We start from the raw sequence: 20,185 nt of genomic DNA on the forward strand, positions 1-20,185 counted from the left end.
CCTTACCCGGGGACCCGGGCCAGCGGCAGCCGCACCACGAACCGCGTGTCGCCCGGCCGCGAGTCGACCTCCATCGTGCCGCCGTGCCGCTGCGCCACGATGTCCATGCTGACATGGAGCCCGAGACCGGTCCCCTTGCCCAGGTCCTTGGTGGTGAAGAAGGGCTGGAACACGTTCGGCAGCGCCTCGGCGGGGATGCCGTGGCCCGTGTCGCGGAACTCCACCACGGCGTGGTCGCCCTCCCGCCTGGTGCTGATCGTCAGCTCGCCCTCGCCGCCCATGGCGTCCACGGCGTTGTCGATGAGGTTGGTCCAGACCTGGTTGAGCTCGCTGGGGAAGGCCTGGAGGTCGGGGACGCCGCCGTACTCCCGGCGTACGCGGATGTTGCGCAGCTTGGGGGCCATGAGGGCGAGCGTGGCCTCCAGGCCCTCGCGCAGGTCGGCGTCCCGCTGGGGCGCGCGGTCCAGGTTCGTGTACGCCGAGGTGCGCCGTACCAGCTCCACCACCCGCTCGGCGGCCTCGGCCGCGTCGCCGGCGAGCGTCCGGATGCGCAGCACCGGCACCAGGTACGCCAGCGCCGCGGCGAGCGCGTCCGGCCGCAGCCCGGCGGCCAGCTCGTCGAGCGCGGCGCGGTCCACACCGTGCTCGGCGAGGTCGTCGGCCGGCTCCACGGCCCGGTCGGGGCCGAGGCCCTGTTCGCGGAGCCAGTCGGCGACGTCGTCGGCCGCCTCCGCCTCGGCCAGCGGGTCCAGCGCGGCCCCGGAGCCCACCCGGTCCTGGAAGCGCGCGACGAGCCGTACCTCGGTCTCCTCGCCCGTGCGCCCCCACTCGACCGCGGTGGCGGCCAGCCGGGGCGCGAGGTCGCGCAGCTCCCGCGCGGCCCGCAGCGCGGCCGCCGCCGGGTTGTTCAGCTCGTGGGCCAGGCCGGCCGCCAGCATGCCCAGCCCTTCCAGCATGCGGCTGCGCCCGGCCTGGCGTTCCATGGCGTTGATGCGCCCGGCCAGCACCGGCAGCAGCACCCGGCAGACCTGCGGGCAGCGCTCCAGCATGTCGAAGAACGCGCCCTTGCCGTAGGCCACGACCCGCGCCGGCCCCACGGCCAGCGCGGTGGCCAGGTACTCGTCGCTGGTGAGCAGCGGGAGCTCGCCGATGAACTGGTGCTCCAGCGCGTCGCCGAGGTGCCGGGTGAGCACCTGCTCCCGCCCGCCGACCAGCTTCGAGACCACGATCTCGCCGTCCAGCAGGATGTAGAAGCCGTCGGCCGGCGCGCCCTCGACGAACAGCGCCTGCCCGTCGCCGAGCTCCCTGACGGTCCCGGCGCACGCGAGCCAGTCGAGCTGTTCGTCGGACAGCCCGGCGAACAGCTCGATCGCGGAGAGCCGGGCGGTCAGCCATGCGGGCGCAGGCACAGTTCCTCCGATTCCCGTCCGTCCAGGCCGCCCAGCAGCCGGTACGCGTGGGCCACCGACACCAGCGTGACGTGGTGGTGCCAGCCCTGGAAGGAGCGGCCCTCGAAGTGCTGCAGGCCGGACTCGGCGGCGACCGAGGCGAGCACGGACGCCGCCCTGTTGCGCAGCCCGACCAGTCCCGCCAGGTCGGACACCCGATTGCGGCCCAGGTCGGTCAGCCACATCGCCCGGGCCCCCGAGCGCGGGTACCAGCGGTGGCCCTGTCCCTGCTGTTGGTACAGCGGCCGCGCGCCCGCCTGCCCCTGCACCACCTGCAGCCGGGGCCGCAACGGCTCCAGCACCGGGCGGGCGGGCAGGCCGGACCCGCCGGCCGGCAGCGTGCCGGGGGAGACGCGGACGAGGTAGGGCAGCCCGCGCTCGGCGAGCCCGGCGAGGAGGAGTTCCACGCCGGGCATCGACCTGCCGTCCACCACGATGGGCGCCGGAGGCAGCCCCCAGTCGACCACCATCTCGTCGACGGCCTGCAGCAGGTGCCGCCAGTGCGGCCGGCTGTGCTCGTGGGCCGGTACGCGGGCCCGGCTGCGCAGGCCGTCGTCCTCGTCCCACGAGCGGGGCAGCAGCAGCCGCCAGTTGACCGGGCAGCCGCCGTCCTCGCCCACCATCACGACCGCCAGGCCGATCTGGCAGTTGAGGAGGCGGCCCGCGGAGTTGGCGAACTGCCGCGCCACGCCCACCGACTTGGAACCGTTCTTCGGGAAGACGACCTCCTCCAGCACCCACGCCTTCGGGCGGATCGCCTCGACGAGCAGCTGGGCCAGGCGCTGCCGTACGGGCGCCCAGTCCCAGGGGCTCTGGTTGATGAACTGCTGGAGGCACTGGTCGACGGGCCGCCCCACGACGTGGTTGGAGATCCGGCGGATCGACTTGCGGCCCGGGACGGAGACCAGGCCGTGGACGTAGACCTCGCCCCATCGGCGCTGATCGGAGCGGAGGAAGGACGTGAACAAGTCCTCACAGAAAGGAGAGAGCCAAAACTCTCGCGAATGCAAATCCGAGTAGATGGCCATGCGACCAACCCCTATAAATCGAACATCCCCCTTTCCTCGAATTATTGAAATGATCCGGGCCGGCTGACAGGACGAGGTTGTGCTGGCACTCTCGCTGCTACTTATGAGACTTCTACCTGTGGGACTTCTACCTAGAGGTACGGACGAGGTCGGCCGCGCGCTCGCCGATCATCACGACCGTGGTGTGCGGATGCGCGTTGACCAGCGAGGGCATGACGGAGGCGTCGGCCACGCGCAGCCCCTCCACGCCGCGCACCCGCAGTCGGGGGTCGACCACGGCCGAGGCGTCGGTGCCCATCCGGCAGGAGCCGGCGAAGTGGTAGTACGACCCGGTGTTGGCCTTCACCCAGGCGCGCAGCTCCTCGCGGGTGGTCACGCCGGGCCCGGGGGCGACCTCGGCCAGCCCCCACCGGCCGGTGAACGCCTTGGTGCGGTAGATGTCCCGGGCGACCTCCACAGCGGTGACCGTGCGCTCCAGGTCGACCGGGTCGCCGAAGTAGTTGGCGTTGATCCGCGGATAGGCGGTCGGGTCGGTGCCGGCCAGCCGTACCCATCCCCGTGAGACCGGCGACACCAGGCCGGTCAGGCTGAGGATCACGTGCGGGTCCACCAGCTCCCGCACCGGTGCGACCGGCTGGCCGGTCTGCACGCGGCGGATGACGTTGGCGAAGAACTTCTCGCCGAACGGCGCGCGGTGCACCAGCGCGACCTCCAGATCGGGGACGGGCAGCCCGTCCTGCGACCCGCAGAAGAGCGCGACCTCGGTGACGTTGCCGCGCGGGTCGTCGCCCGGCTCGGCCAGGTAGCCGATCGGCCCGATGACCAGCGGGTGGTCGTGGAAGTTGGCCCCGACCCCGGGCAGGTCGGCCACGACCGGGATGCCGAGCTCGGCCAGGTCGCCGGCCGGGCCCAGGCCCGACAGCAGCAGCAGCTTGGGCGACTGGATGGCGCCCGCGCACAGCACCACCTCGGCCTCGGCCCGCGCCGTGTGCGTGCGGCCCTCGCGCAGGTACTCCACGCCGACGCAGCGCGTCCCCTCGAACAGCAGCCGTGCCGCGAGGGCCGCGGTCAGCACCGTGAGGTTGGGCCGGTCGAGCGCGGGATCCAGGTACGACTCGCGGGCGCCCCTGCGCCGGCCGTCCTTGATGTTCACGTGGTGCCAGCCCGCGCCGAACAGGCCCGCGTTGAAGTCGTCCAGGCGCGGATGGCCGAGCTCGACGCAGGCCTCGATGAACGTCTCCGACACCGGGTTGCCCGTCTCGCCCGCGTCGGCCACGGTCATCGGACCGTCCTTGCCGGCCAACGGGTTGTGCCCGTCGCGCTGGTCCTCCAGGCGCTGCAGCCACGGCAGCACGTCGTCGAAGGACCAGCCGGGACACCCGTGGTAGGCCCAGTCGTCGTAGTCCTGGGGACGGCCCCTGGTGTGCATCATGTGGTAGATGTTCGAGGTGCCGCCCAGGCCCCGGCCGGCGGCCGAGTAGACGCGGTTGCCGTCCAGGCCGGGCTGGGGCTCGCTCATGTACGCCCAGTCCAGGTCGGTCAGCAGCACCTCGTTCCACCGCCACGGCGTCGTCACCGCGTCGGTGACCTGTGCGTCGCCCGCCTCGAGGAGGAGAACGGAGGCGTCGGGATCCTCGCTGAGCCGGGCGGCCACCACCGATCCGGCCGCGCCGGCGCCGATGACGATGTACCTGTAGCTGTCTGGCACGGTCGGCTCCTTCATGTGAGCAGGTCGGCCGCGCGCTCCCCGATCATGACGGTGGCGGCGGCGGTGTTGCCCGCGGGGATGGACGGCATGATCGAGGCGTCGGCGACGCGCAGCCGCTCGACGCCGTGCACGCGCAGCGCCGCGTCGACCACGTCCAGCGGGTCGCGACCCATGCGGCAGGTGCCCACCGGATGCCACACGGTGGTCGCCGTGGCGCGGACGTAGGCGGGCAGGTCGGCGCCGTGGCCGGGCGCGCTCTCGCGGTCGTGCAACGAGCACATCGAGCTGCTGTGCGCCAGCTCCCTGGACAGCTCGATCCCGCGCACGAGCGCCGCCAGGTCGGCCGGGTCCTCAAGGTAATGGGGGTCGACCAGGGGCGCGTCGGCGGGGTCCGCCGACCGCAGGGCCAGCCGGCCCCTGCTGCGCGGCCGGGCGAGCACGGGGGCGAAGGTGAAGGCGGGCCCGTCGACGCGGTACTCGTCGGCCACGAACTGCACGGGGCCGAACAGCATCTGGAGATCGGGGTCGTCCGGTGGGAACAGCCCCACCTCCGCCAGCAGCTCGGGCAGCGGCAGGATCGAGCGCGCGGCGTAGGCCACGCCGAGGATGAGGTGGTCGTGCAGGTTGGCGCCGACGCCGGGCAGGTCGGCGGCGACCGCGAGGCCGTGCTCGCGCAGGGCCTCGGCCGGGCCGATCCCGGAGAGCATCAGCAGCTTGGGCGTGGCGAGCGCGCCGCAGGAGACGATCACCTCGGCGCTCGCACCGGCGCGGTGGAGGGCGCCGTCGCGCAGGTACTCCACGCCCGTGGCCGTCGTGCCGTCCAGCAGCACGCGGGTCGCCGTCGCCTCGGTCTCCACGGTGAGGCGGGGGTGGCCGCGCAGCGGGTCGAGGTAGGCGGACGCCGTGCTCGACCGCTGGTTGTCCTTCGTCCTGGTGGACTGGTAGGCGAAGGCGCCCTCCTGTGCGGCGCCGTTGTAGTCCCAGTCCTCCCCGCCGGGGAAGCCCAGCTCGGAGGCGGCCTGGAGGAAGGCGCGCGACACCTCCGACATCGACGACAGGCGGGCCACCTTCATCGGCCCGTCCGCCCCGTGGTAAGGCCCGGCGCCCTCCTCGTAGTCCTCGGCCCGTTTGAAGCGGGGCAGCACCTCGTCGTACGACCAGCCCTCGTTGCCCTGGGCGGCCCAGCCGTCGTAGTCGCGGCGGTTGCCCCGGACGTACAGCATGGCGTTGACCGAGCTGCCGCCGCCCAGCACCTTGCCCTGGGGCAGCGGGATCGTCCGCCAGCCCAGCCCGGCCTGCGGGACCGTGACGTACGGCCAGGTGACGGCGGGGTCCTGCCACAGCGAGGCCATGCCGGGGATGCCCGTCTGGCGGATGGCCGCCAGGCCGGCGTCGCCGCCGGACTCCAGCAGGAGCACGCGTGCCTCGGTCCGCTCGACGAGCCTGGCGGCGACGACCGCCCCGGCCGCGCCGGCGCCCACGACGATGTAGTCGTATTCCATCTTCTGGTCACCGGCGGACATCAGCGGCTCTCCGGCCCGATGACCCAGTGCTCGGTGACGGCCATCCGGTGCACGTACCTCGGCTCGACCAGCGTCTCCATGTCGGCCACGACCTTGGCGTACTCGGGCGAGGCGAGCGCGGCCTCCATGGCGTCCCTGTCGTCGAACCACAGGAGGTGGGCGGCGTCGAGCACCGCCTCGCCGATGGCGTACGCGCCGTCTCTGACGTGGCACTGGAGGTACCGGCGCAGCCCCGGCACCTGCGCGACCAGTTCGGCGTGCGGGCCGAGGTCGGCGCTCCTGAAGTCGGCCAGCGGCAGCCCTTCCTTCCGCTTGACCAGCACGATCAGCTTCACGCCCGACGGCGGGGCGAGCTCGGGCCCCGGCACCGGCTCGTGCGCGTCGGTGTCGAGCACGAGCGTGCGCCAGAACGCCGCCCAGCGTGGCTCGTCGGCCCGCGCGCCCTCCAGGAACTCGGGCGTCTGCAGCGACTCGAGCTGCTCCCGCTCGTCGCGCAGCCAGATCTCCGCGACGCCGCTCCACAGCGGCTCGCCCTCGTCGGGCCGGAGCGGGATCCGGGTGTCGATCAGGTATTTCCTGATCTGCGGGATCTTGCTCGCGTACCGGACGGCGTGCACGTTCAGCCAGTACTGCTGGAACTCCTCCTCCGTCATCCCGGGCTTGGGCGCGGCGAAGATGAGTTGATGGATCACGGTGTTCTCCTCCGTCACTCGGTGTGTCCGACGCTAGGAGCGCGCATCCGCGCCGGGAAGCGCGCCCGGCGGCGCCGCGCTGACAAAGTCAAGTACGGTGCGGCACTTGGCCAGGTGCCGCTACGGCAGCGAGACCGACTGCGCGTGCCGGAAGACGTCGCGGGGGTCGTAGGCCGCCTTGACCTGCTGGAGCCTGGCGTAGTTGCCCTTGTAGTACAGCGTCTGCCACGGCACGCCCGAGCGGTTGAACGCGGGGTCGGTGATGTCGGGGTCGGGGTTGTTGATGTAGCAGCCGTCGGCCTGGTCGCCGGGCACCGGGTAGCCGCCGGTGGCCGCCCACACCGAGCCGTACAGGTCGCGCAGCCAGCCGATGTTGGCGGCGTCGGCGGCCGGGTCCTGCCACTGGGTCTCGAACAGCGTCCAGAACGCGGCGTCGCGGTGCGCCAGCGCGGTCCGCGTGGCGGGGACGGCGTTGATCGCGCCGCCGCTGAACCCGGCCAGGGTCACCGCGGCCGCCGGGTTGGCGAAGTCCGTACGGGTGAGCGCGTCGTACATCGCGCCCGCCTGCTCGGCCGTGTACGAGCGCCGCAGGTAGGCCGACTTGGAGGAGCCGCGCAGGGTCGGGTTGATGAACGAGGGGATGCTGGCGGCGATCAGCTTGACCGCGCGCAACCACGGGAGCCGCTGCGCCGGCTGGGCCGCCACCACGGCGTCGACGCCGAGTCCGGCGGTCAGGGCCCCCAGGTAGTCGCCGAGGATCCGCGCCGCGTCGGGGGCGGTGGCGTCGACCTGGGTCAGCAGGAAGACGTTTCCGCTCGAGCGGTGCGCCAGCGACGCGACGCCGGACAGGATCCTGGCGGGGGAGTCGGGCGCGGCGTGCCCCTCGTACCAGGCGCCCCAGTTCGTGACCAGGGTGGCGAACTTCGTGCGGTCCAGCATGCTCCACGGGATGCCGACGGCGCTGAGCAGCACGTCCTTGGGCGGGTTGACGAGCAGGCGGCTCGGGTTGGAGCCGCTCGTGCCCGGCGTGCGGAACCAGAAGCGGGTGACGATGCCGAAGTTGCCGCCCCCGCCGCCGGCGCACGCCCACCACAGGTCGCGGTTGGGGTCGCCCGGGTCGCGCGAGGCCGTCACGGCGCGGGCGGTGCCCGAGCGGTCCACGACCACGACCTCGACCGCCGCCAGATGGTCGATCACGGCCCCGAGCTGCCGGGACAGGAAGCCGTACCCGCCGCCGGTGGCGTGGCCGCCGATGCCGACCGTGGGGCACATCCCGCCGGGGATGGTCACGCCCCACTTCTTGAACAACGTGTCGTAGACGCCCGACAGCCGGGCGCCGCCCTCGACCGCGAACGCGCCCCGCTGCTGGTCGAAGTACACCTCGTCCAGCCCGGACAGGTCGATGACGACGTCCACGTCGGAGTTGAACACGAACGGGGCCAGGCAGTGGCCGCCGGACACCACCGAGATCCGCTTGCCCGCGTCGACCGCCTCCTGCACCGCGGCGACGACCTGGGCGGTCGAGCTGACCACGCGCACATAGTCGGGCGCGCCGACCCAGCGCTGGTTGTAGCCCACGGTCAGCTCCTGGTAGCGGGGGTCGGCGGGGTACACGGTGACCGGCCCAGTGATCGGGCCCGTGACCGTCCCGCCGGATGACGCGGCTCCGGCGGGGGCCGCGGGCAACGTCACGGCACCCGCCACCAGTGCCGCGCCACCCAGTAATCCCCGCCTCGACGGACGTTCCATGATCGCTCCTTCTGGAGATTCTCCACGTGGGAGCCCTCCGTGCGGTTCCGCGGAGGGTGATCGTCAGGACATCCTCATGGTGTCCCGGCCTCCCGCGGATGCCGCGAAAAAGGATCGGAGTCCGTTACCTCCGGCCGCCCACCTCACGAAGAGGGGCGGCGGACGTCACGAAGTACGTGCCCGGCGGGGGCCGAGGCCTTCAGGCGGCGGGGGCCTCGGGCAGGGAGTCGAGCCAGTCGAGCAGGCGGGCGCACTGGCGGGTCATGACGTCGGGGTCGCGCAGCGCGTTGGCCAGCAGGGACATGCCCTGGTAGGCGCCCACCAGCGTCAGGGAGAGGTCCCAGGGGTCAGGCTGGCCGAGCTCGCGGAACTGGCGCTCGACCCAGTCCAGCAGCAGCCGGATGACGCGGCCGGCCTCCGCGTCCAGGCCGCCCTCGGGGCGTTTGTCCAGCTCCGCGGCGAGCGTCCCGGTCGGGCAGCCGTAGCGGGCCGCGAGGTCGCGCTGGCTGACCCACCCCTCCACGAGGGCCTTCAGCCGCTCCCTGGGGTCGTCGAGCCCGTCCAGGCGGTGGGTGAGGAGCGCCAGCTGCCGCGCGTGCTCGGCGAGGGCGGCGGCGACCAGGTCGTCCTTGGTCTTGAAGTAGTAGTACACGTTGCCCACGGGGACGTCGGCGGCGTGGGCGATGTCGGCGATGGTGGTGCGTTCCGCCCCCTGCCGGTGCACGACCTGGGCGGCGGCGGCCATCAGCCGCTGGCGCTTGGCGGCCGCGGTCCTCGCCCGCGAACCCGTTGAGTCAGTCACCTGACTAACTATATGCGGCGGAGCCGTGCTATGGTCTCCCTCAAGTGAGTCAGCCGACTAACTAACAACTGGGAGAGATCATGATCGTAGTCACGGGAGCCACGGGGAACGTCGGGCGGACGCTGGTCCGGCTGCTGGCCGAGGCGGGGGAGCAGGTCACCGCCGTGTCCCGCCGCATCACCGACGCCGACGTGCCGCAGGGCGTGCGGGCGGTCGCCGCCGACCTGGCCGACCCCGGCAGCATGAGCGCGGCGCTGGAGGGCGCGGACGCGGTGTTCCTCCTGACGGGCGGCGACCTGTTCGCCATCGAGCCCAAGGAGATCGTCGCCGCGGTGAGCGGGCCGGGCAGGATCGTCCTGCTCTCCTCGCAGGGCGTGGTGACCCGCCCGGACAGCGCGTCCCACGGCCGCTTCGGAGCGGAGATGGAACGCGCGGTCGTCGACTCGGGAGCGCGGTGGACGATCCTGCGGCCGGGCGGATTCGCCTCCAACAGGTACGCCTGGGCCGGGTCGATCCGCGCGGACCGCACGGTGGCGGCGCCGTTCGGCGACGTCGGGCTGCCGATCATCGACCCCGACGACATCGCCGCGGTGGCCGCCGCCGTGCTGCGGGAGCCGGGCCACGACGGCCGGACCTACGAGCTCACCGGGCCGGAGGCGGTGACGCCGCGGCAGAACGCCGAGGCCATCGGCCAGGCGATCGGCGAGCCGGTCGCGTTCGTCGAGCAGACCCGGGAGGAGGCCCGCGCGCAGATGCTGGCGTTCATGCCCGCGCCGGTCGCGGACACCACGCTGGACATCCTCGGCGAGCCGACCGAGGCCGAGCGGCGCATCAGCCCGGACGTCGAACGCGTGCTCGGCCGGGCCCCTCAGCCGTTCGCCGCCTGGGCCCGGCGCAACGCCGCCGCCTTCCGCTGAGCCCGGCCCACACGGGATCATGCCCTCCATGGACGAGACGGTGCTGACCGACGACGGCGTGCGGCTCTGGGCGGTGCGGAGCGGCGAGGGCCGTCCCGTCGTCTTCTGTCATGGCGGGCCGGGCCTGTGGGACACCTTCGAGGACGTGGCCGGGCTGCTGTCCGGCGTCGCGGCCGTCCACCGGTGGGACCAGCGCGGCTGCGGCCGCTCACAGCGGCTCGGGCCGTACTCGACGGCCCGGACGGTGGCGGACCTCGACGCCGTCCGCCGCCACTTCGGCCTGGAGGCGATGGTGCTGCTCGGCCACTCGTGGGGCGCCCAGCTGGCCCTGCGCTACGCCTTGGAGCACCCTGATCGGGTACGCGGCCTGGTCTACGTCTCCGGCACGGGCATCGACCCGAGCGACACCTGGCGCGAGGAGTACCGGCTCCGCCTGCGCGGCGCGGTGAGCGGGGACGTGGCGCGCTGGGCTGAGCTGGAGAGCCGCGAACGCACGGCCGCGGAGGACCGTGAGTTCGCGGTGCTGCAGTGGTCGGCGGACTTCGCCGACCGCGGCCGGGCCATGGAGCACGCCGAACGCATGGCGACCCCCTGGCTCGGCGTCAACTTCGAGTGCAACGCCGTCCTGAACGCCGAGGGCAGGCGTGACTGGGGCACACCCGCGTTGCGGGAGGCCTGCGCGGCGCTGGCGGTGCCGGTGCTGATCGTCGACGGGGCCGAGGACATCCGGCCCCGCCGGGCGGTGGACTCGCTGGAGCGGGCGCTGCCGGACGTCTCGCGGGTGATCCTGCCGGGCGCCGGTCACCTGCCCTGGGTCGAGGATCCGGAGGGTTTCCGGGCCGCGGTGGGCGCGTTCGTGGCCGGCACGGATTAGAGGGGTGGGTCAGGGGAGGGCGAGCATGCGGTCCAGGGCCGCCCGGGCCCAGTGGGCGGTGTCCTCGTCCACCGTGATCTGGTTGACGACCTCCCCGAGCACCAGGGACTCCAGGGCCCACACCAGGTGCGGCAGGTCGATCCGGTTCATGGTCGAGCAGTAGCAGACCGTCTTGTCCAGGAACGAGATGCTCTTGTCGGGGAACATCTGCGCCAGCCGCTTGACCAGGTTCAGCTCGGTGCCGATCGCCCAGCTGGAGCCCGCGGGGGCCGCCTCCAGGGTCTGGATGATGTGCTCGGTCGAGCCCACGTGGTCCGCCTTGAGCACGACCTCGTGCCGGCACTCCGGGTGCACCAGGACGTTCACGCCGGGGATGCGCGCGCGCACGTCGTCGACCGACTCAGCCGTGAAGCGGCCGTGCACCGAGCAGTGGCCGCGCCAGAGGATCATCCTGGCCCGCTCCAGCTGCTCCTGGGTGAGGCCGCCGTTGGGGCGGTGCGGGTTCCAGACGACGCAGTCCTCCAGGGACATGCCCATCTCCAGCACCGCCGTGTTGCGGCCCAGGTGCTGGTCGGGCAGGAACAGGACCTTCTCGCCGCGCGAGAACGCCCAGTCCAGGGCGCGGCGGGCGTTGGAGGAGGTGCAGACCGCGCCGCCGTTCCTGCCGCAGAAGGCCTTGATGTCGGCGCTGGAGTTCATGTATGTGACCGGGATCACCTGATCGGCCAGGCCGGCGTCCTCCAGGGCCTCCCAGCACTCCTCGACCTGGTCGAACGTGGCCATGTCCGCCATCGAGCAGCCGGCCGCCAGGTCCGGCAGCACCACCCTCTGGTGGTCACCGGTCAGGATGTCGGCCGACTCGGCCATGAAGTGCACGCCGCAGAAGACGATGAACTCCGCCTCCGGCCTGGCCGCCGCGAGCCGGGCGAGCTTGAACGAGTCGCCCGTGACGTCGGCGAACTGGATGACCTCGTCGCGCTGGTAGTGGTGCCCGAGCACGAACAGCCGGTCGCCGAGCGCCTCCTTCGCCTTGCGGGCCCGTTCCACCAGGTCGGGGTCCGAGGCGGGCGGCAGCTCGCCCGGGCACTCGACCCCCTTCTCGCTGTGCGGATCGGCGCCCTGGCCGAGGACGTAGAGCGGCAGCCCAGTCTGGGTGGCCATGGCCAAACCCCCTTATCGTCGAAGTGACGATACTCATCATGACATATGGGGGATACCTACTTATTCCAGGGGGCGGCGACCCCGGGAATGTGTGGCATGGGCCAGGTGTTGGTAGCGTCATTAGTAGGACGTCGGAAACAGACAGCCGGGTTAGGGAGTCAGCAGATGACGGTTGAGAGCAGCGAGACCACGGCGCAGGGCCTGATCCTGACTGACGCGGCCGCCGCCAAGGTCAAGAGCCTGCTTGAGCAGCAGGGTGAGGAAGGTCTGCAGCTGCGGGTCGCCGTGCAGCCGGGTGGTTGCTCCGGCCTGCGCTACCAGCTCTTCTTCGACGACCGGTCGATGGACGGCGACGTGGTGTCGGACTTCGGGGGAGTCAGCGTGGTCACCGACCGCATGAGCGCTCCGTACCTGATGGGGGCCTCGATCGACTTCGTCGACACGATCGAGAAGTCGGGGTTCACCATCGACAACCCCAACGCCACGGGCTCCTGCGCCTGTGGTGACTCCTTCAACTAGTCGGTGGCCGCCGGGTCCCGCTCGCCTTTGTGCGTGCGGGACCTTCGCGTATTCTCGTGGGGCTCATAGGCCTGCTGACAACGAGGAAGAAGAATCCCGTGCGCATCGCCGTTACCGGCTCAATCGCGACAGACCACCTGATGACCTTCCCAGGAAGCTTCGGCGAACAGCTCATCGCCGAGCAGCTCGATCGGGTGTCACTCTCGTTCCTGGTCGATGACCTTCAGATCCGTCGTGGCGGCTGCGCCGCGAACATCGCGTTCGGCATGGCCTGCCTCGGCCTCAAGCCGGTTCTCGTGGGAGCCGTCGGCAACGACTTCGCCGACTACCGCTCATGGCTGGAGCGCCACGGCGTCGACTGCGACTCCGTGCACATCTCGGAGACCCAGCACACCGCGCGCTTCCTGTGCACGACCGACCAGCACCACAACCAGATCGCCTCGTTCTACACCGGGGCCATGGCCGAGGCCCGGCTGATCGAGCTGAAGCCCGTCGCCGACCGCCTGGACGGCCTCGACCTGGTGCTGATCAGCCCCAACGACCCCGACGCGATGCTGCGCCACACCGACGAGTGCCGCCAGCGCGGCATCCCGTTCGCCGCCGACATCTCCCAGCAGCTCGCGCGCATGGCCGACGAGCAGATCCGCCAGCTCGTCGACGGCGCCGCCTACCTCTTCTCCAACGACTACGAGAAGGGGCTCATCGAGCAGAAGACCGGCTGGTCCGACGAGGAGATCCTGCACCGGGTCGGCGTCCGGATCACCACGCTCGGCCCCAAGGGCGCCGTCATCGACCGCAGGGGCGAGCCGTCCATCCAGGTCGCCCCCGCCCCCGAGCTGGGCAAGGCCGACCCCACCGGCGTCGGCGACGCCTTCCGCGCCGGGTTCCTGTCGGGGCTGGCCTGGGGGCTGCCGCTGGAGCGCTGCGGCCAGGTCGGCAACCTGACCGCCACCCACGTGCTCGAGCGCGTCGGCGGCCAGGAGTACGAGCTCGGGCAGCAGGTCTTCCTCGAGCGGTTCGGCGCCGCGTACGGCAAGGAGGCCACGGCGGACATCGCCGACCACGTGCGCTGCTACCACCCGTAGGCGCCGCTCGGCCGCCCCGGCCCGCTGTGAGCGGCCCCGGGGCGGCCCGCACGGCTCAGCTCCTCGCGTAGACGTGGTGCAGGAACTCGGCGAGCTTGTCGTCCGGCAGGTGCTTGGCCAGGTCCGCCTCGGTGATCATGCCGACGATGCGGTTGTCCGACAGCACGGGGAGCCGCTTGATCTGGTGCTGCTCCATCAGCGTGAGCGTCTCGTCCACGGACGTCTCCGGGGTGACGAAGACCAGGCCCCCGGCCAGCTCGCCCGCCGTCGTCCTCGACGGGTCGTGCCCCGAGGCGATGCACTTGACGACGATGTCGCGGTCGGTGATGATCCCCTTCACCCGCTCGTCGGGGCCGCACACGGGCAGTGCCCCCACGTTCATGTTGCGCATCAGCTGAGCCGCCCTGTCGAGCGTCTCGTGCGCGCCGATGCACTCGGCCCCCGGATGCATCACGTCACGGGCGGTCTCGTGCGGATGTCCTCTGGTCATGGCTTTCCCCCGAAAGTCGGTGACTTCGTACGGGAAGCCTCTACCCCACTTTCGGGGGGAATGTCAGTAGTTGCGCCGGACGTGGATGGCCCAGCCGCCCTCGGGCAGCTCGTACGAGCCGACGTGCCGGTGCGACTTCAGCCTGCACCACGCCGGCACGTCCGTGTAGGCCGCCGGATCGTCGGCCAGCACGGCCACCACCGCGTTGAGCGGGACGTAGTTGATCTGCTCGGCCAGCATGATGATCGGGATCGGGCACTTCTTCCCGAGCGCGTCGATCGTCAAAGCCGGCTGGGTAACCTCGGTCATGCGACTCCTGCGTCCTGCCGGATGCGGCGCACCAGATCGGGCAGCACGGCGAGGAATCTGTCGACCTCGGCCGCGGAGGCCCCCCTGGGCAGCGACACCCGGACATTGCCATGCGTCAGCACGCCCATCGCTTCAAGAACGTGCGATGGACGAAGCGTACTAGCGGTGCACGAGCTTCCTGACGAAACCGCGAAACCAGCCTTGTCCAGCTCGGTCAGCAAGGCCTCGCCGTCGACGTACAGACACGAAAAGGTCACGATGTGCGGCGCCCGGTCGACCGGGTCGCCGATCACCTCGACGTCCGGGACGATCTTCGGCACCGTCTCCCTGATCCTGGCCACGAGCTCCGACAGCCGCGCCTGCTCCTGCGCCGCGTCCGCGGCCATCGCGCGCAGCGCGGCCGCCGCCGCGACGATGCCGGGCACGTTCTCGAACCCCGGCACCCGCCGCCGCTCCCGCTCGTCCTCGGGCAGGAACGAGCGGAACCGCGTGCCCTTGCGCACCACCAGCACGCCCACCCCCGCGGGGCCGCCCCACTTGTGGGCGCTGGCCGTCAGCACCGACCAGCCGGGCGGGACCGGCATCCTGCCGGCCGTCTGCGCCGCGTCCACCAGCAGCGGAACCCCGTGGGAGCGGCACGCCGCGGCCGCCTCCGCCACCGGCTGCACCGTGCCGACCTCGTGGTTGGCCGTCTGCAGGCAGGCCAGCGCGGTGCCGGGCCGGGCGACCGCCTCGGTGAACCGCTCGAGATCCACCCGCCCCGTCAGGTCCACGCCCACCGTCTCGGTCGTGCCGCCGTCGCGTTCGTGCACGCCACCGGCGTGCAGCACGCTGGAGTGCTCGACCGCGCTGGTGACCAGGTGGCGCCCGGCCCTGCGTCTGCCGTGTAGGGTGCCGAGCACGCCGAGATGCACGGCCTGCGTGCCCGACGATGTGAACGACACCTCGTCCGGGCGCGCGCCGAGCGCCTCGGCCACCTCCGTGCGGGCCTGCTCCAGCAGCAGGTGTGCGCGGCGGGCCTGGCCGTACAGTCTCGCGGGGTCGGCCCAGCCGACGTCGATCGCCGCCAGCAGCGCCTCGCGTGCCTGAGGGTGGAGCGGCTCGCTCGAAGCCGCGTCGAAATACGCCACGAGACTCATCGTCCCACTTCCGGCGCCATCGAGGGGTCGCGCGGCAGGGCGAAGCACCTGCACGCTAATGTGTCTGCAATCAGCTGTGCATCTGGAAATAAGAGCGCCCAAGAGAAAGACTCTTGGGCTTCATCTGTGGGGTAGGCGATCCGTGAGTCCGACTCGCCGTACGATGCGGCGTTCGTTGGCCCGGCGCAGGGTGCCGCGTGCCGCCGCTTTGGCGTTGCTGCTGGCCACTGCTACGGCGTGTGCTAATGACGTTCCGAAGGCCGACTGGTCTCGTGGTCTTCTTCCCGACCATGTCACCGAGCAGGCGGGCGTGGTCCAGACTCTGTGGAACGGGGCCTGGATCGCCGCGCTCGCCACGGGTGCGGTCGTCATCTTTCTGATCGTGTGGGCGGCCATCTTCCACCGCAAGCGCAAGTCCTCGGCCGATCTGCCGCCGCAGGTGCGCTACAACCTGCCGATCGAGATGCTCTACACCTTGATCCCGCTCGTCATGGTGTCGGTGTTCTTCTTCTTCACCGCGCGTGACAGCCAGGTGCTGGCCAAGGTGGACGGCGACGCGACCGTGAAGGTCAAGGTCGAGGCCTTCCAGTGGAGCTGGCGCTTCACCACGACGGTCAACGGCAAGACACTGGCCCCCGTCGCCGGCACGCCGGTGAGCGACTATCACCAGGGGCCCCAGCTGATGCTGCCGACGAACACGAAGGTCGAGTTCGACCTGTCGACCGACGACGTCATCCACTCGTTCTGGGTGCCGGAGTTCCTGTTCAAGCGGGACGTCATCCCCGGCATCAAGGAAGGCAACCCGGGCCGTAAGTTCGAGATCACCACTCTGGCCCGTACGGGGATCTTCGCGGGCCGGTGCGCCGAGCTCTGCGGTGTCGACCACAGCCGCATGCTGTTCAACGTGAAGCTCGTCGACTCGAACGAGTGGAACCAGTACATCGCTTCGAACCAGGCTGGGAGTGCCCAGTGACCGCCATCCACGAACCCCTTCGCGCGCCGGCCAGGCCCGTCACCAAGGGCCAGGTGATCGCCAAGTGGCTGTCCTCCACTGATCACAAGATCATCGGGCACCTCTATCTGATCACGTCCTTCGCCTTCTTCCTGATCGGCGGCGTCATGGCGCTGATCATGCGGGCCGAGCTGGCGCAGCCGGGCATGCAGTTCACCAGCAACGAGCAGTTCAACCAGCTGTTCACCATGCACGGCACGATCATGCTGCTGATGTTCGCGACGCCGCTGTTCGCCGGCTTCGCCAACGAGCTGATGCCGCTGCAGATCGGCGCCCCCGACGTGGCGTTCCCGCGCCTCAACATGGTCAGCTACTGGCTCTACCTGTTCGGCAGCATCATCGCCGTGTCTGGCTTCTTCACGCCGGGTGGCGCGGCCTCGTTCGGCTGGTTCGCCTACACGCCGCTGTCCAACGCGATCAACTCGCCCGGCATCGGCAGCGACCTGTGGATCATGGGCCTGGCCCTGTCCGGCCTCGGCACGATCCTCGGCTCGGTGAACTTCATCACCACGATCATCTGCATGCGCGCGCCCGGCATGACCATGTTCCGCATGCCGATCTTCGTCTGGAACGTCCTGCTGACCAGCATGCTCGTGCTGATGGCCTTCCCGGTGCTGGCCGCCGCGCTGCTCGTGCTGGAGTCGGACCGCAAGCTCGGCACGCACGTCTTCGCCCCCGACAACGGAGGCGCGCTGCTCTGGCAGCACCTGTTCTGGTTCTTCGGACACCCTGAGGTGTACATCATCGCGCTGCCGTTCTTCGGCATCGTGAGCGAGATCTTGCCGGTCTTCAGCCGCAAGCCGGTCTTCGGTTACATCAGCCTCGTGGTCGCGACGATCTCGATCGCCGGTCTGTCCATCACGGTCTGGGCGCACCACATGTTCCCGACCGGGCAGGTGTTGCTGCCGTTCTTCTCATTCATGACGTTCCTCATCGCGGTGCCGACAGGTGTGAAGTTCTTCAACTGGGTCGGAACGATGTGGCGAGGGCATCTGTCCTTCGAGTCGCCGATGCTGTTCTCGGTCGGCTTCCTCGTCACGTTCCTCCTGGGCGGCCTGACGGGCGTCATCCTGGCCTCGCCGCCGCTCGACTTCCACATCAGCGACACCTACTTCGTCGTGGCCCACTTCCACTACGTGGTCTTCGGCACCGTCGTGTTCGCCATGTTCGCGGGCTTCTACTTCTGGTGGCCCAAGTTCACCGGCAAGATGCTCGACGACAAGCTGGGCAAGCTGCACTTCTGGCTGCTGTTCATCGGCTTCCACACGACGTTCCTCATCCAGCACTGGCTGGGCATGCTCGGCTTCCCGCGTCGTTACGCCGACTACAGCCCGGCCGACGGCTTCACCGACCTCAACATGATCTCGTCGGTGGGCGCGTTCGTGCTGGGCGCCTCGACGCTGCCGTTCTTCTACAACGTCTGGAAGACCTGGCGCAGCGCGCCGAAGGTCACCGTCGACGACCCCTGGGGCTACGGCGGCTCGCTCGAATGGGCGACCTCCTGCCCGCCGCCGCGGCACAACTTCACCTCGCTGCCGCGCATCCGGTCCGAGCGTCCCGCGTTCGACCTGCACTACCCGCACGTGTCCGCCAAGCCGACGGCATCGGAGGTCGAGGCCTGATGAAGGTCCAGGGTTGGCTGTTCCTCGCGTGCGGCCTGTTCTTCGCCGGTGTCGACGTCGCCTACTGGTTCTGGACCAAGGCGGCGACGGGTCACGGTGAGCCGGTCGGCACCACGGCCATGGCGATCTCGGTCGGGTTCGCGTTCATGGTCGGCTACTACCTGATGTTCACCGCGCGGCGCATCGGCGCCCAGCCGGAGGACGACAAGCAGGCCGAGATCAGCGACGGCGCGGGCGAGATCGGGTTCTTCAGCCCGAGCAGCTGGTGGCCGCTGTTCCTGTGCCTGGCGGCGGCCTTCGCCTTCGCCGGGTTCGTGATCGGCTTCTGGATGTTCCTGATCGGGATCTTCCTGGTCATCATGGCCATGATCGGCTTCGTCTTCCAGTACTACCGGGGCAACTTCTCGCACTGACCCGGGCTGCCTGAGCGGGCGTCTCCCTTGAGGGGGGACGCCCGTTTTTTTGTGTTCTTTAACGGTGATCCGATGTGGTTATTCGATCACTGAGGGTAGTAATGAGAAGTCTGCTATGCGGACCGCCGCTAAGGGCCTTTTCGGGCACAACCGGGTGGTGAGCAGGTCAAGGGGTTCGTTGTCGGACGAGGGAGGTCATACGTGGGGCGCGTAGCGAATGGATCGGCCGGCCTGCTGGCGCTGGCGCTGCTGGCGGCGTGCTCGGGGGCCTCGGCCCCGAAGCCTGAGGGGGTCGCCATGGCCGGCGGGGCCCAGGGGCCCGCTGTGACGTTCTCTCCGCAGGACAAGGCCGCGAACGTGGCCACAGACCAGCCTGTGGTCGTCTCGGCCCGTGGAGGCACACTCAAGAGCGTACGGGTGGACGGCGGCAAGTCCGGGGCGCTCAAGGGCGTCCTGAGCGCCGACGGCACCAACTGGCGCAGCACCGTCACCGCCCGCCCCGGGTCGAGCTACACGATCACCGCCGTCTCCGCGGACGAAGCGGGCAAGCAGACCCAGACCACCAGCACGTTCTCCACGGTCAAGGGCAACAAGACGTTCGACATCCAGACCATCACCCCGAACAAGGACGACACCGGGCTGACGGTCGGCGTCGGCATGCCCATCATGATCGCCTTCGACAAGCCGGTCGCCGACCGGGTGTCCGTCGAGCGCAACCTCACGGTCCGCAGCTCCAGGCCCGTGGAGGGCGCCTGGCACTGGTTCGACGACAGCCACGTGGACTTCCGGCCGCTGGAGTACTGGCCCGCGCACACGAAGGTGCGGCTGGACGCGAAGCTGGCCGGCGTGCGCGGGGGCCCCGGCCTGTACGGCAAGCGCGACGTACGGCTCGACTTCAAGATCGGCCGCTCGCAGATCACCAAGGGCAGCACCGACGAGCACGTGCTCTACGTCCGGCGCGACGGCAAGAAGATCCGCGAGATGCCGATGAGCGCGGGGCAGGGCGGGCAGTGGAAGTACTACACCACCGGCGGCATCCACCTGGCGATGTCGCGCGAGGACTCCACGCTCATGACCTCGCCCGGGATCGGGCCCGGCCAGTCGGGCTACTACTCGCTGATGGTCTACCACACCGTCCGCATCTCCAACAGCGGCGAGTACGTGCACAGCGCGCCCTGGTCGGTGGGGTCGCAGGGCAACTCGAACGTCAGCCACGGGTGCGTGAACATCAGCCCGGAGAACGCGATCTGGTTCGTCAAGAACACGCTGATCGGGGATCCGATCATCATCACGGGGTCGCCGCGGAAGCTGGAGCCCACGAACGGGTGGGGTCATTGGCAGGAGAACTGGAAGGAGTGGCTCAAGTGGAGTGTGCTTAAGGACGGGCCGACCATCACGTTCTGATACCGATTCGCGCCGCCGACCACGGCCTCGGCCCACCGCTTCCGGCCCGCCGACACCCGCCCCGACCCGCCACACTCGGAGCCGGCCACGCTCCGGTCGCCACACAGGAGGCTGAACGCGTCCCAGGCTCGCCACAACCTGGGCTCACCACGCCCGGGTCCGCCACGCCCCAGGTTCGCCACGCCCCGGGTTCGCCACAGACTGGGCTCACCACGCCCGGGCTTGCCGCACACGAGGCTGGACGCGCCCCGGGCTCGCCACGCCCCGGGCTCCGCGGCGCCTCGGCTCGG

The 20,185-nt window shown here is 70.6% G+C and carries 19 protein-coding genes; 8 read left to right on the forward strand and 11 right to left on the reverse strand.

Going from position 1 to position 20,185, the window contains the following annotated elements; all coding sequences use genetic code 11:
- Window positions 1–2: 2 nt before the first annotated feature.
- The 7 genes from ACWDX9_RS22850 to ACWDX9_RS22880 all read right to left on the reverse strand — a co-directional run bounded on the left by ACWDX9_RS22850 (window position 3) and on the right by ACWDX9_RS22880 (window position 8,950).
- A complete protein-coding gene (locus ACWDX9_RS22850) occupies window positions 3–1,409 on the reverse strand; it encodes an ATP-binding protein (RefSeq protein ID WP_449957100.1) in 1,407 nt (468 codons plus the stop codon).
- Window positions 1,388–2,476 (reverse strand): IS701 family transposase, encoded by a 1,089-nt coding sequence (locus ACWDX9_RS22855; protein WP_449957102.1) that lies wholly within the window; start codon window positions 2,474–2,476, stop codon window positions 1,388–1,390. Before ACWDX9_RS22855 ends, ACWDX9_RS22850 begins: the two co-directional genes overlap by 22 nt.
- Window positions 2,477–2,603: 127 nt before the next feature.
- Entirely contained in the window at window positions 2,604–4,184 is a 1,581-nt protein-coding gene (locus tag ACWDX9_RS22860; protein ID WP_449957103.1) for a GMC family oxidoreductase, read from the reverse strand.
- 11 nt (window positions 4,185–4,195) lie between these two features.
- Complete coding sequence (locus ACWDX9_RS22865) at window positions 4,196–5,707, reverse strand: GMC family oxidoreductase (protein WP_449957105.1); 1,512 nt, start codon at window positions 5,705–5,707, stop codon at window positions 4,196–4,198.
- Window positions 5,707–6,399, reverse strand: coding sequence for an EthD domain-containing protein (locus ACWDX9_RS22870; protein WP_364251139.1), 693 nt, complete (start codon window positions 6,397–6,399; stop codon window positions 5,707–5,709). Before ACWDX9_RS22870 ends, ACWDX9_RS22865 begins: the two co-directional genes overlap by 1 nt.
- A gap of 120 nt (window positions 6,400–6,519) precedes the next feature.
- A complete protein-coding gene (locus tag ACWDX9_RS22875; RefSeq protein ID WP_449957107.1) occupies window positions 6,520–8,148 on the reverse strand; it encodes an FAD-binding oxidoreductase in 1,629 nt (542 codons plus the stop codon).
- Window positions 8,149–8,347: 199 nt separating this feature from the next.
- On the reverse strand, window positions 8,348–8,950 hold the full coding sequence (locus ACWDX9_RS22880; RefSeq protein ID WP_449957108.1) for a TetR/AcrR family transcriptional regulator: 603 nt from the start codon (window positions 8,948–8,950) through the stop codon (window positions 8,348–8,350).
- Window positions 8,951–9,030: 80 nt separating this feature from the next.
- Here ACWDX9_RS22880 and ACWDX9_RS22885 point away from each other — a divergent pair, with 80 nt between their 5' ends.
- Together ACWDX9_RS22885 and ACWDX9_RS22890 are read left to right on the forward strand one after the other, a co-directional pair.
- The gene (locus ACWDX9_RS22885) at window positions 9,031–9,867 is read left to right on the forward strand and encodes an NAD(P)H-binding protein (RefSeq protein ID WP_449957109.1); all 837 of its coding nucleotides are present in this window, start codon (window positions 9,031–9,033) and stop codon (window positions 9,865–9,867) included.
- A gap of 28 nt (window positions 9,868–9,895) precedes the next feature.
- A complete protein-coding gene (locus ACWDX9_RS22890; RefSeq protein WP_449957111.1) occupies window positions 9,896–10,741 on the forward strand; it encodes an alpha/beta fold hydrolase in 846 nt (281 codons plus the stop codon).
- 9 nt (window positions 10,742–10,750) lie between these two features.
- Here ACWDX9_RS22890 and nadA read toward each other — a convergent pair whose 3' ends face one another.
- Window positions 10,751–11,902 carry a quinolinate synthase NadA gene (gene nadA / locus ACWDX9_RS22895; protein WP_350728921.1) on the reverse strand — a complete coding sequence of 384 codons (1,152 nt, stop codon included), beginning with the start codon at window positions 11,900–11,902 and terminating at the stop codon, window positions 10,751–10,753.
- A gap of 165 nt (window positions 11,903–12,067) precedes the next feature.
- Here nadA and erpA point away from each other — a divergent pair, with 165 nt between their 5' ends.
- Both erpA and ACWDX9_RS22905 read left to right on the forward strand, forming a co-directional pair.
- Window positions 12,068–12,421: an iron-sulfur cluster insertion protein ErpA gene (gene erpA, locus ACWDX9_RS22900; protein ID WP_192792115.1), complete on the forward strand. Its 354-nt coding sequence runs from the start codon at window positions 12,068–12,070 to the stop codon at window positions 12,419–12,421.
- Between the two features lie 98 nt (window positions 12,422–12,519).
- Window positions 12,520–13,506 (forward strand): carbohydrate kinase family protein, encoded by a 987-nt coding sequence (locus ACWDX9_RS22905; protein WP_449957113.1) that lies wholly within the window; start codon window positions 12,520–12,522, stop codon window positions 13,504–13,506.
- A gap of 55 nt (window positions 13,507–13,561) precedes the next feature.
- On the opposite strand, the gene ACWDX9_RS22910 is transcribed toward ACWDX9_RS22905, so the two are convergent.
- The 3 genes from ACWDX9_RS22910 to ACWDX9_RS22920 form a co-directional block, all read right to left on the reverse strand.
- Window positions 13,562–13,996, reverse strand: a complete 435-nt coding sequence (locus ACWDX9_RS22910) for a CBS domain-containing protein (RefSeq protein WP_350728925.1) — start codon at window positions 13,994–13,996, stop codon at window positions 13,562–13,564.
- A 63-nt stretch (window positions 13,997–14,059) separates the two neighbouring features.
- On the reverse strand, window positions 14,060–14,305 hold the full coding sequence (locus ACWDX9_RS22915) for a sulfurtransferase TusA family protein (protein WP_043638353.1): 246 nt from the start codon (window positions 14,303–14,305) through the stop codon (window positions 14,060–14,062).
- Window positions 14,302–15,444 (reverse strand): cysteine desulfurase family protein, encoded by a 1,143-nt coding sequence (locus ACWDX9_RS22920; RefSeq protein WP_449957115.1) that lies wholly within the window; start codon window positions 15,442–15,444, stop codon window positions 14,302–14,304. The genes ACWDX9_RS22915 and ACWDX9_RS22920 overlap by 4 nt, the downstream gene beginning before the upstream one ends.
- 163 nt (window positions 15,445–15,607) lie before the next feature.
- On the opposite strand from ACWDX9_RS22920, the gene ctaC reads away from it, so the two are divergent.
- The 4 genes from ctaC (at window position 15,608) to ACWDX9_RS22940 (ending at window position 19,895) form a co-directional block, all read left to right on the forward strand.
- Window positions 15,608–16,417 (forward strand): aa3-type cytochrome oxidase subunit II, encoded by an 810-nt coding sequence (ctaC, locus tag ACWDX9_RS22925; RefSeq protein WP_449957117.1) that lies wholly within the window; start codon window positions 15,608–15,610, stop codon window positions 16,415–16,417.
- Window positions 16,414–18,078 (forward strand): aa3-type cytochrome oxidase subunit I, encoded by a 1,665-nt coding sequence (gene ctaD, locus ACWDX9_RS22930; protein WP_449957119.1) that lies wholly within the window; start codon window positions 16,414–16,416, stop codon window positions 18,076–18,078. The genes ctaC and ctaD overlap by 4 nt, the downstream gene beginning before the upstream one ends.
- Complete coding sequence (locus tag ACWDX9_RS22935) at window positions 18,078–18,491, forward strand: cytochrome c oxidase subunit 4 (RefSeq protein WP_350728931.1); 414 nt, start codon at window positions 18,078–18,080, stop codon at window positions 18,489–18,491. The genes ctaD and ACWDX9_RS22935 overlap by 1 nt, the downstream gene beginning before the upstream one ends.
- Before the next feature lie 201 nt (window positions 18,492–18,692).
- Complete coding sequence (locus tag ACWDX9_RS22940) at window positions 18,693–19,895, forward strand: Ig-like domain-containing protein (RefSeq protein ID WP_449957121.1); 1,203 nt, start codon at window positions 18,693–18,695, stop codon at window positions 19,893–19,895.
- Window positions 19,896–20,185: the final 290 nt, after the last annotated feature.

It is taken from the genome of Nonomuraea sp. NPDC003201 (assembly GCF_053590415.1).

Excerpts from the sequence above, each read along its gene's own strand:
- ACWDX9_RS22885 (WP_449957109.1), top strand. The coding sequence starts at position 9,031 with ATGATCGTAGTCACGGGAGCCACGGGGAACGTCGGGCGGACGCTGGTC.
- ACWDX9_RS22910 (WP_350728925.1), bottom strand. The coding sequence starts at position 13,996 with ATGACCAGAGGACATCCGCACGAGACCGCCCGTGACGTGATGCATCCG.
- ACWDX9_RS22890 (WP_449957111.1), top strand. The coding sequence starts at position 9,896 with ATGGACGAGACGGTGCTGACCGACGACGGCGTGCGGCTCTGGGCGGTG.
- ACWDX9_RS22915 (WP_043638353.1), bottom strand. The coding sequence starts at position 14,305 with ATGACCGAGGTTACCCAGCCGGCTTTGACGATCGACGCGCTCGGGAAG.
- ACWDX9_RS22920 (WP_449957115.1), bottom strand. The coding sequence starts at position 15,444 with ATGAGTCTCGTGGCGTATTTCGACGCGGCTTCGAGCGAGCCGCTCCAC.
- nadA (WP_350728921.1), bottom strand. The coding sequence starts at position 11,902 with ATGGCCACCCAGACTGGGCTGCCGCTCTACGTCCTCGGCCAGGGCGCC.
- ACWDX9_RS22875 (WP_449957107.1), bottom strand. The coding sequence starts at position 8,148 with ATGGAACGTCCGTCGAGGCGGGGATTACTGGGTGGCGCGGCACTGGTG.
- ctaC (WP_449957117.1), top strand. The coding sequence starts at position 15,608 with ATGCGGCGTTCGTTGGCCCGGCGCAGGGTGCCGCGTGCCGCCGCTTTG.
- ACWDX9_RS22865 (WP_449957105.1), bottom strand. The coding sequence starts at position 5,707 with ATGTCCGCCGGTGACCAGAAGATGGAATACGACTACATCGTCGTGGGC.
- ACWDX9_RS22935 (WP_350728931.1), top strand. The coding sequence starts at position 18,078 with ATGAAGGTCCAGGGTTGGCTGTTCCTCGCGTGCGGCCTGTTCTTCGCC.
- ACWDX9_RS22855 (WP_449957102.1), bottom strand. The coding sequence starts at position 2,476 with ATGGCCATCTACTCGGATTTGCATTCGCGAGAGTTTTGGCTCTCTCCT.
- erpA (WP_192792115.1), top strand. The coding sequence starts at position 12,068 with ATGACGGTTGAGAGCAGCGAGACCACGGCGCAGGGCCTGATCCTGACT.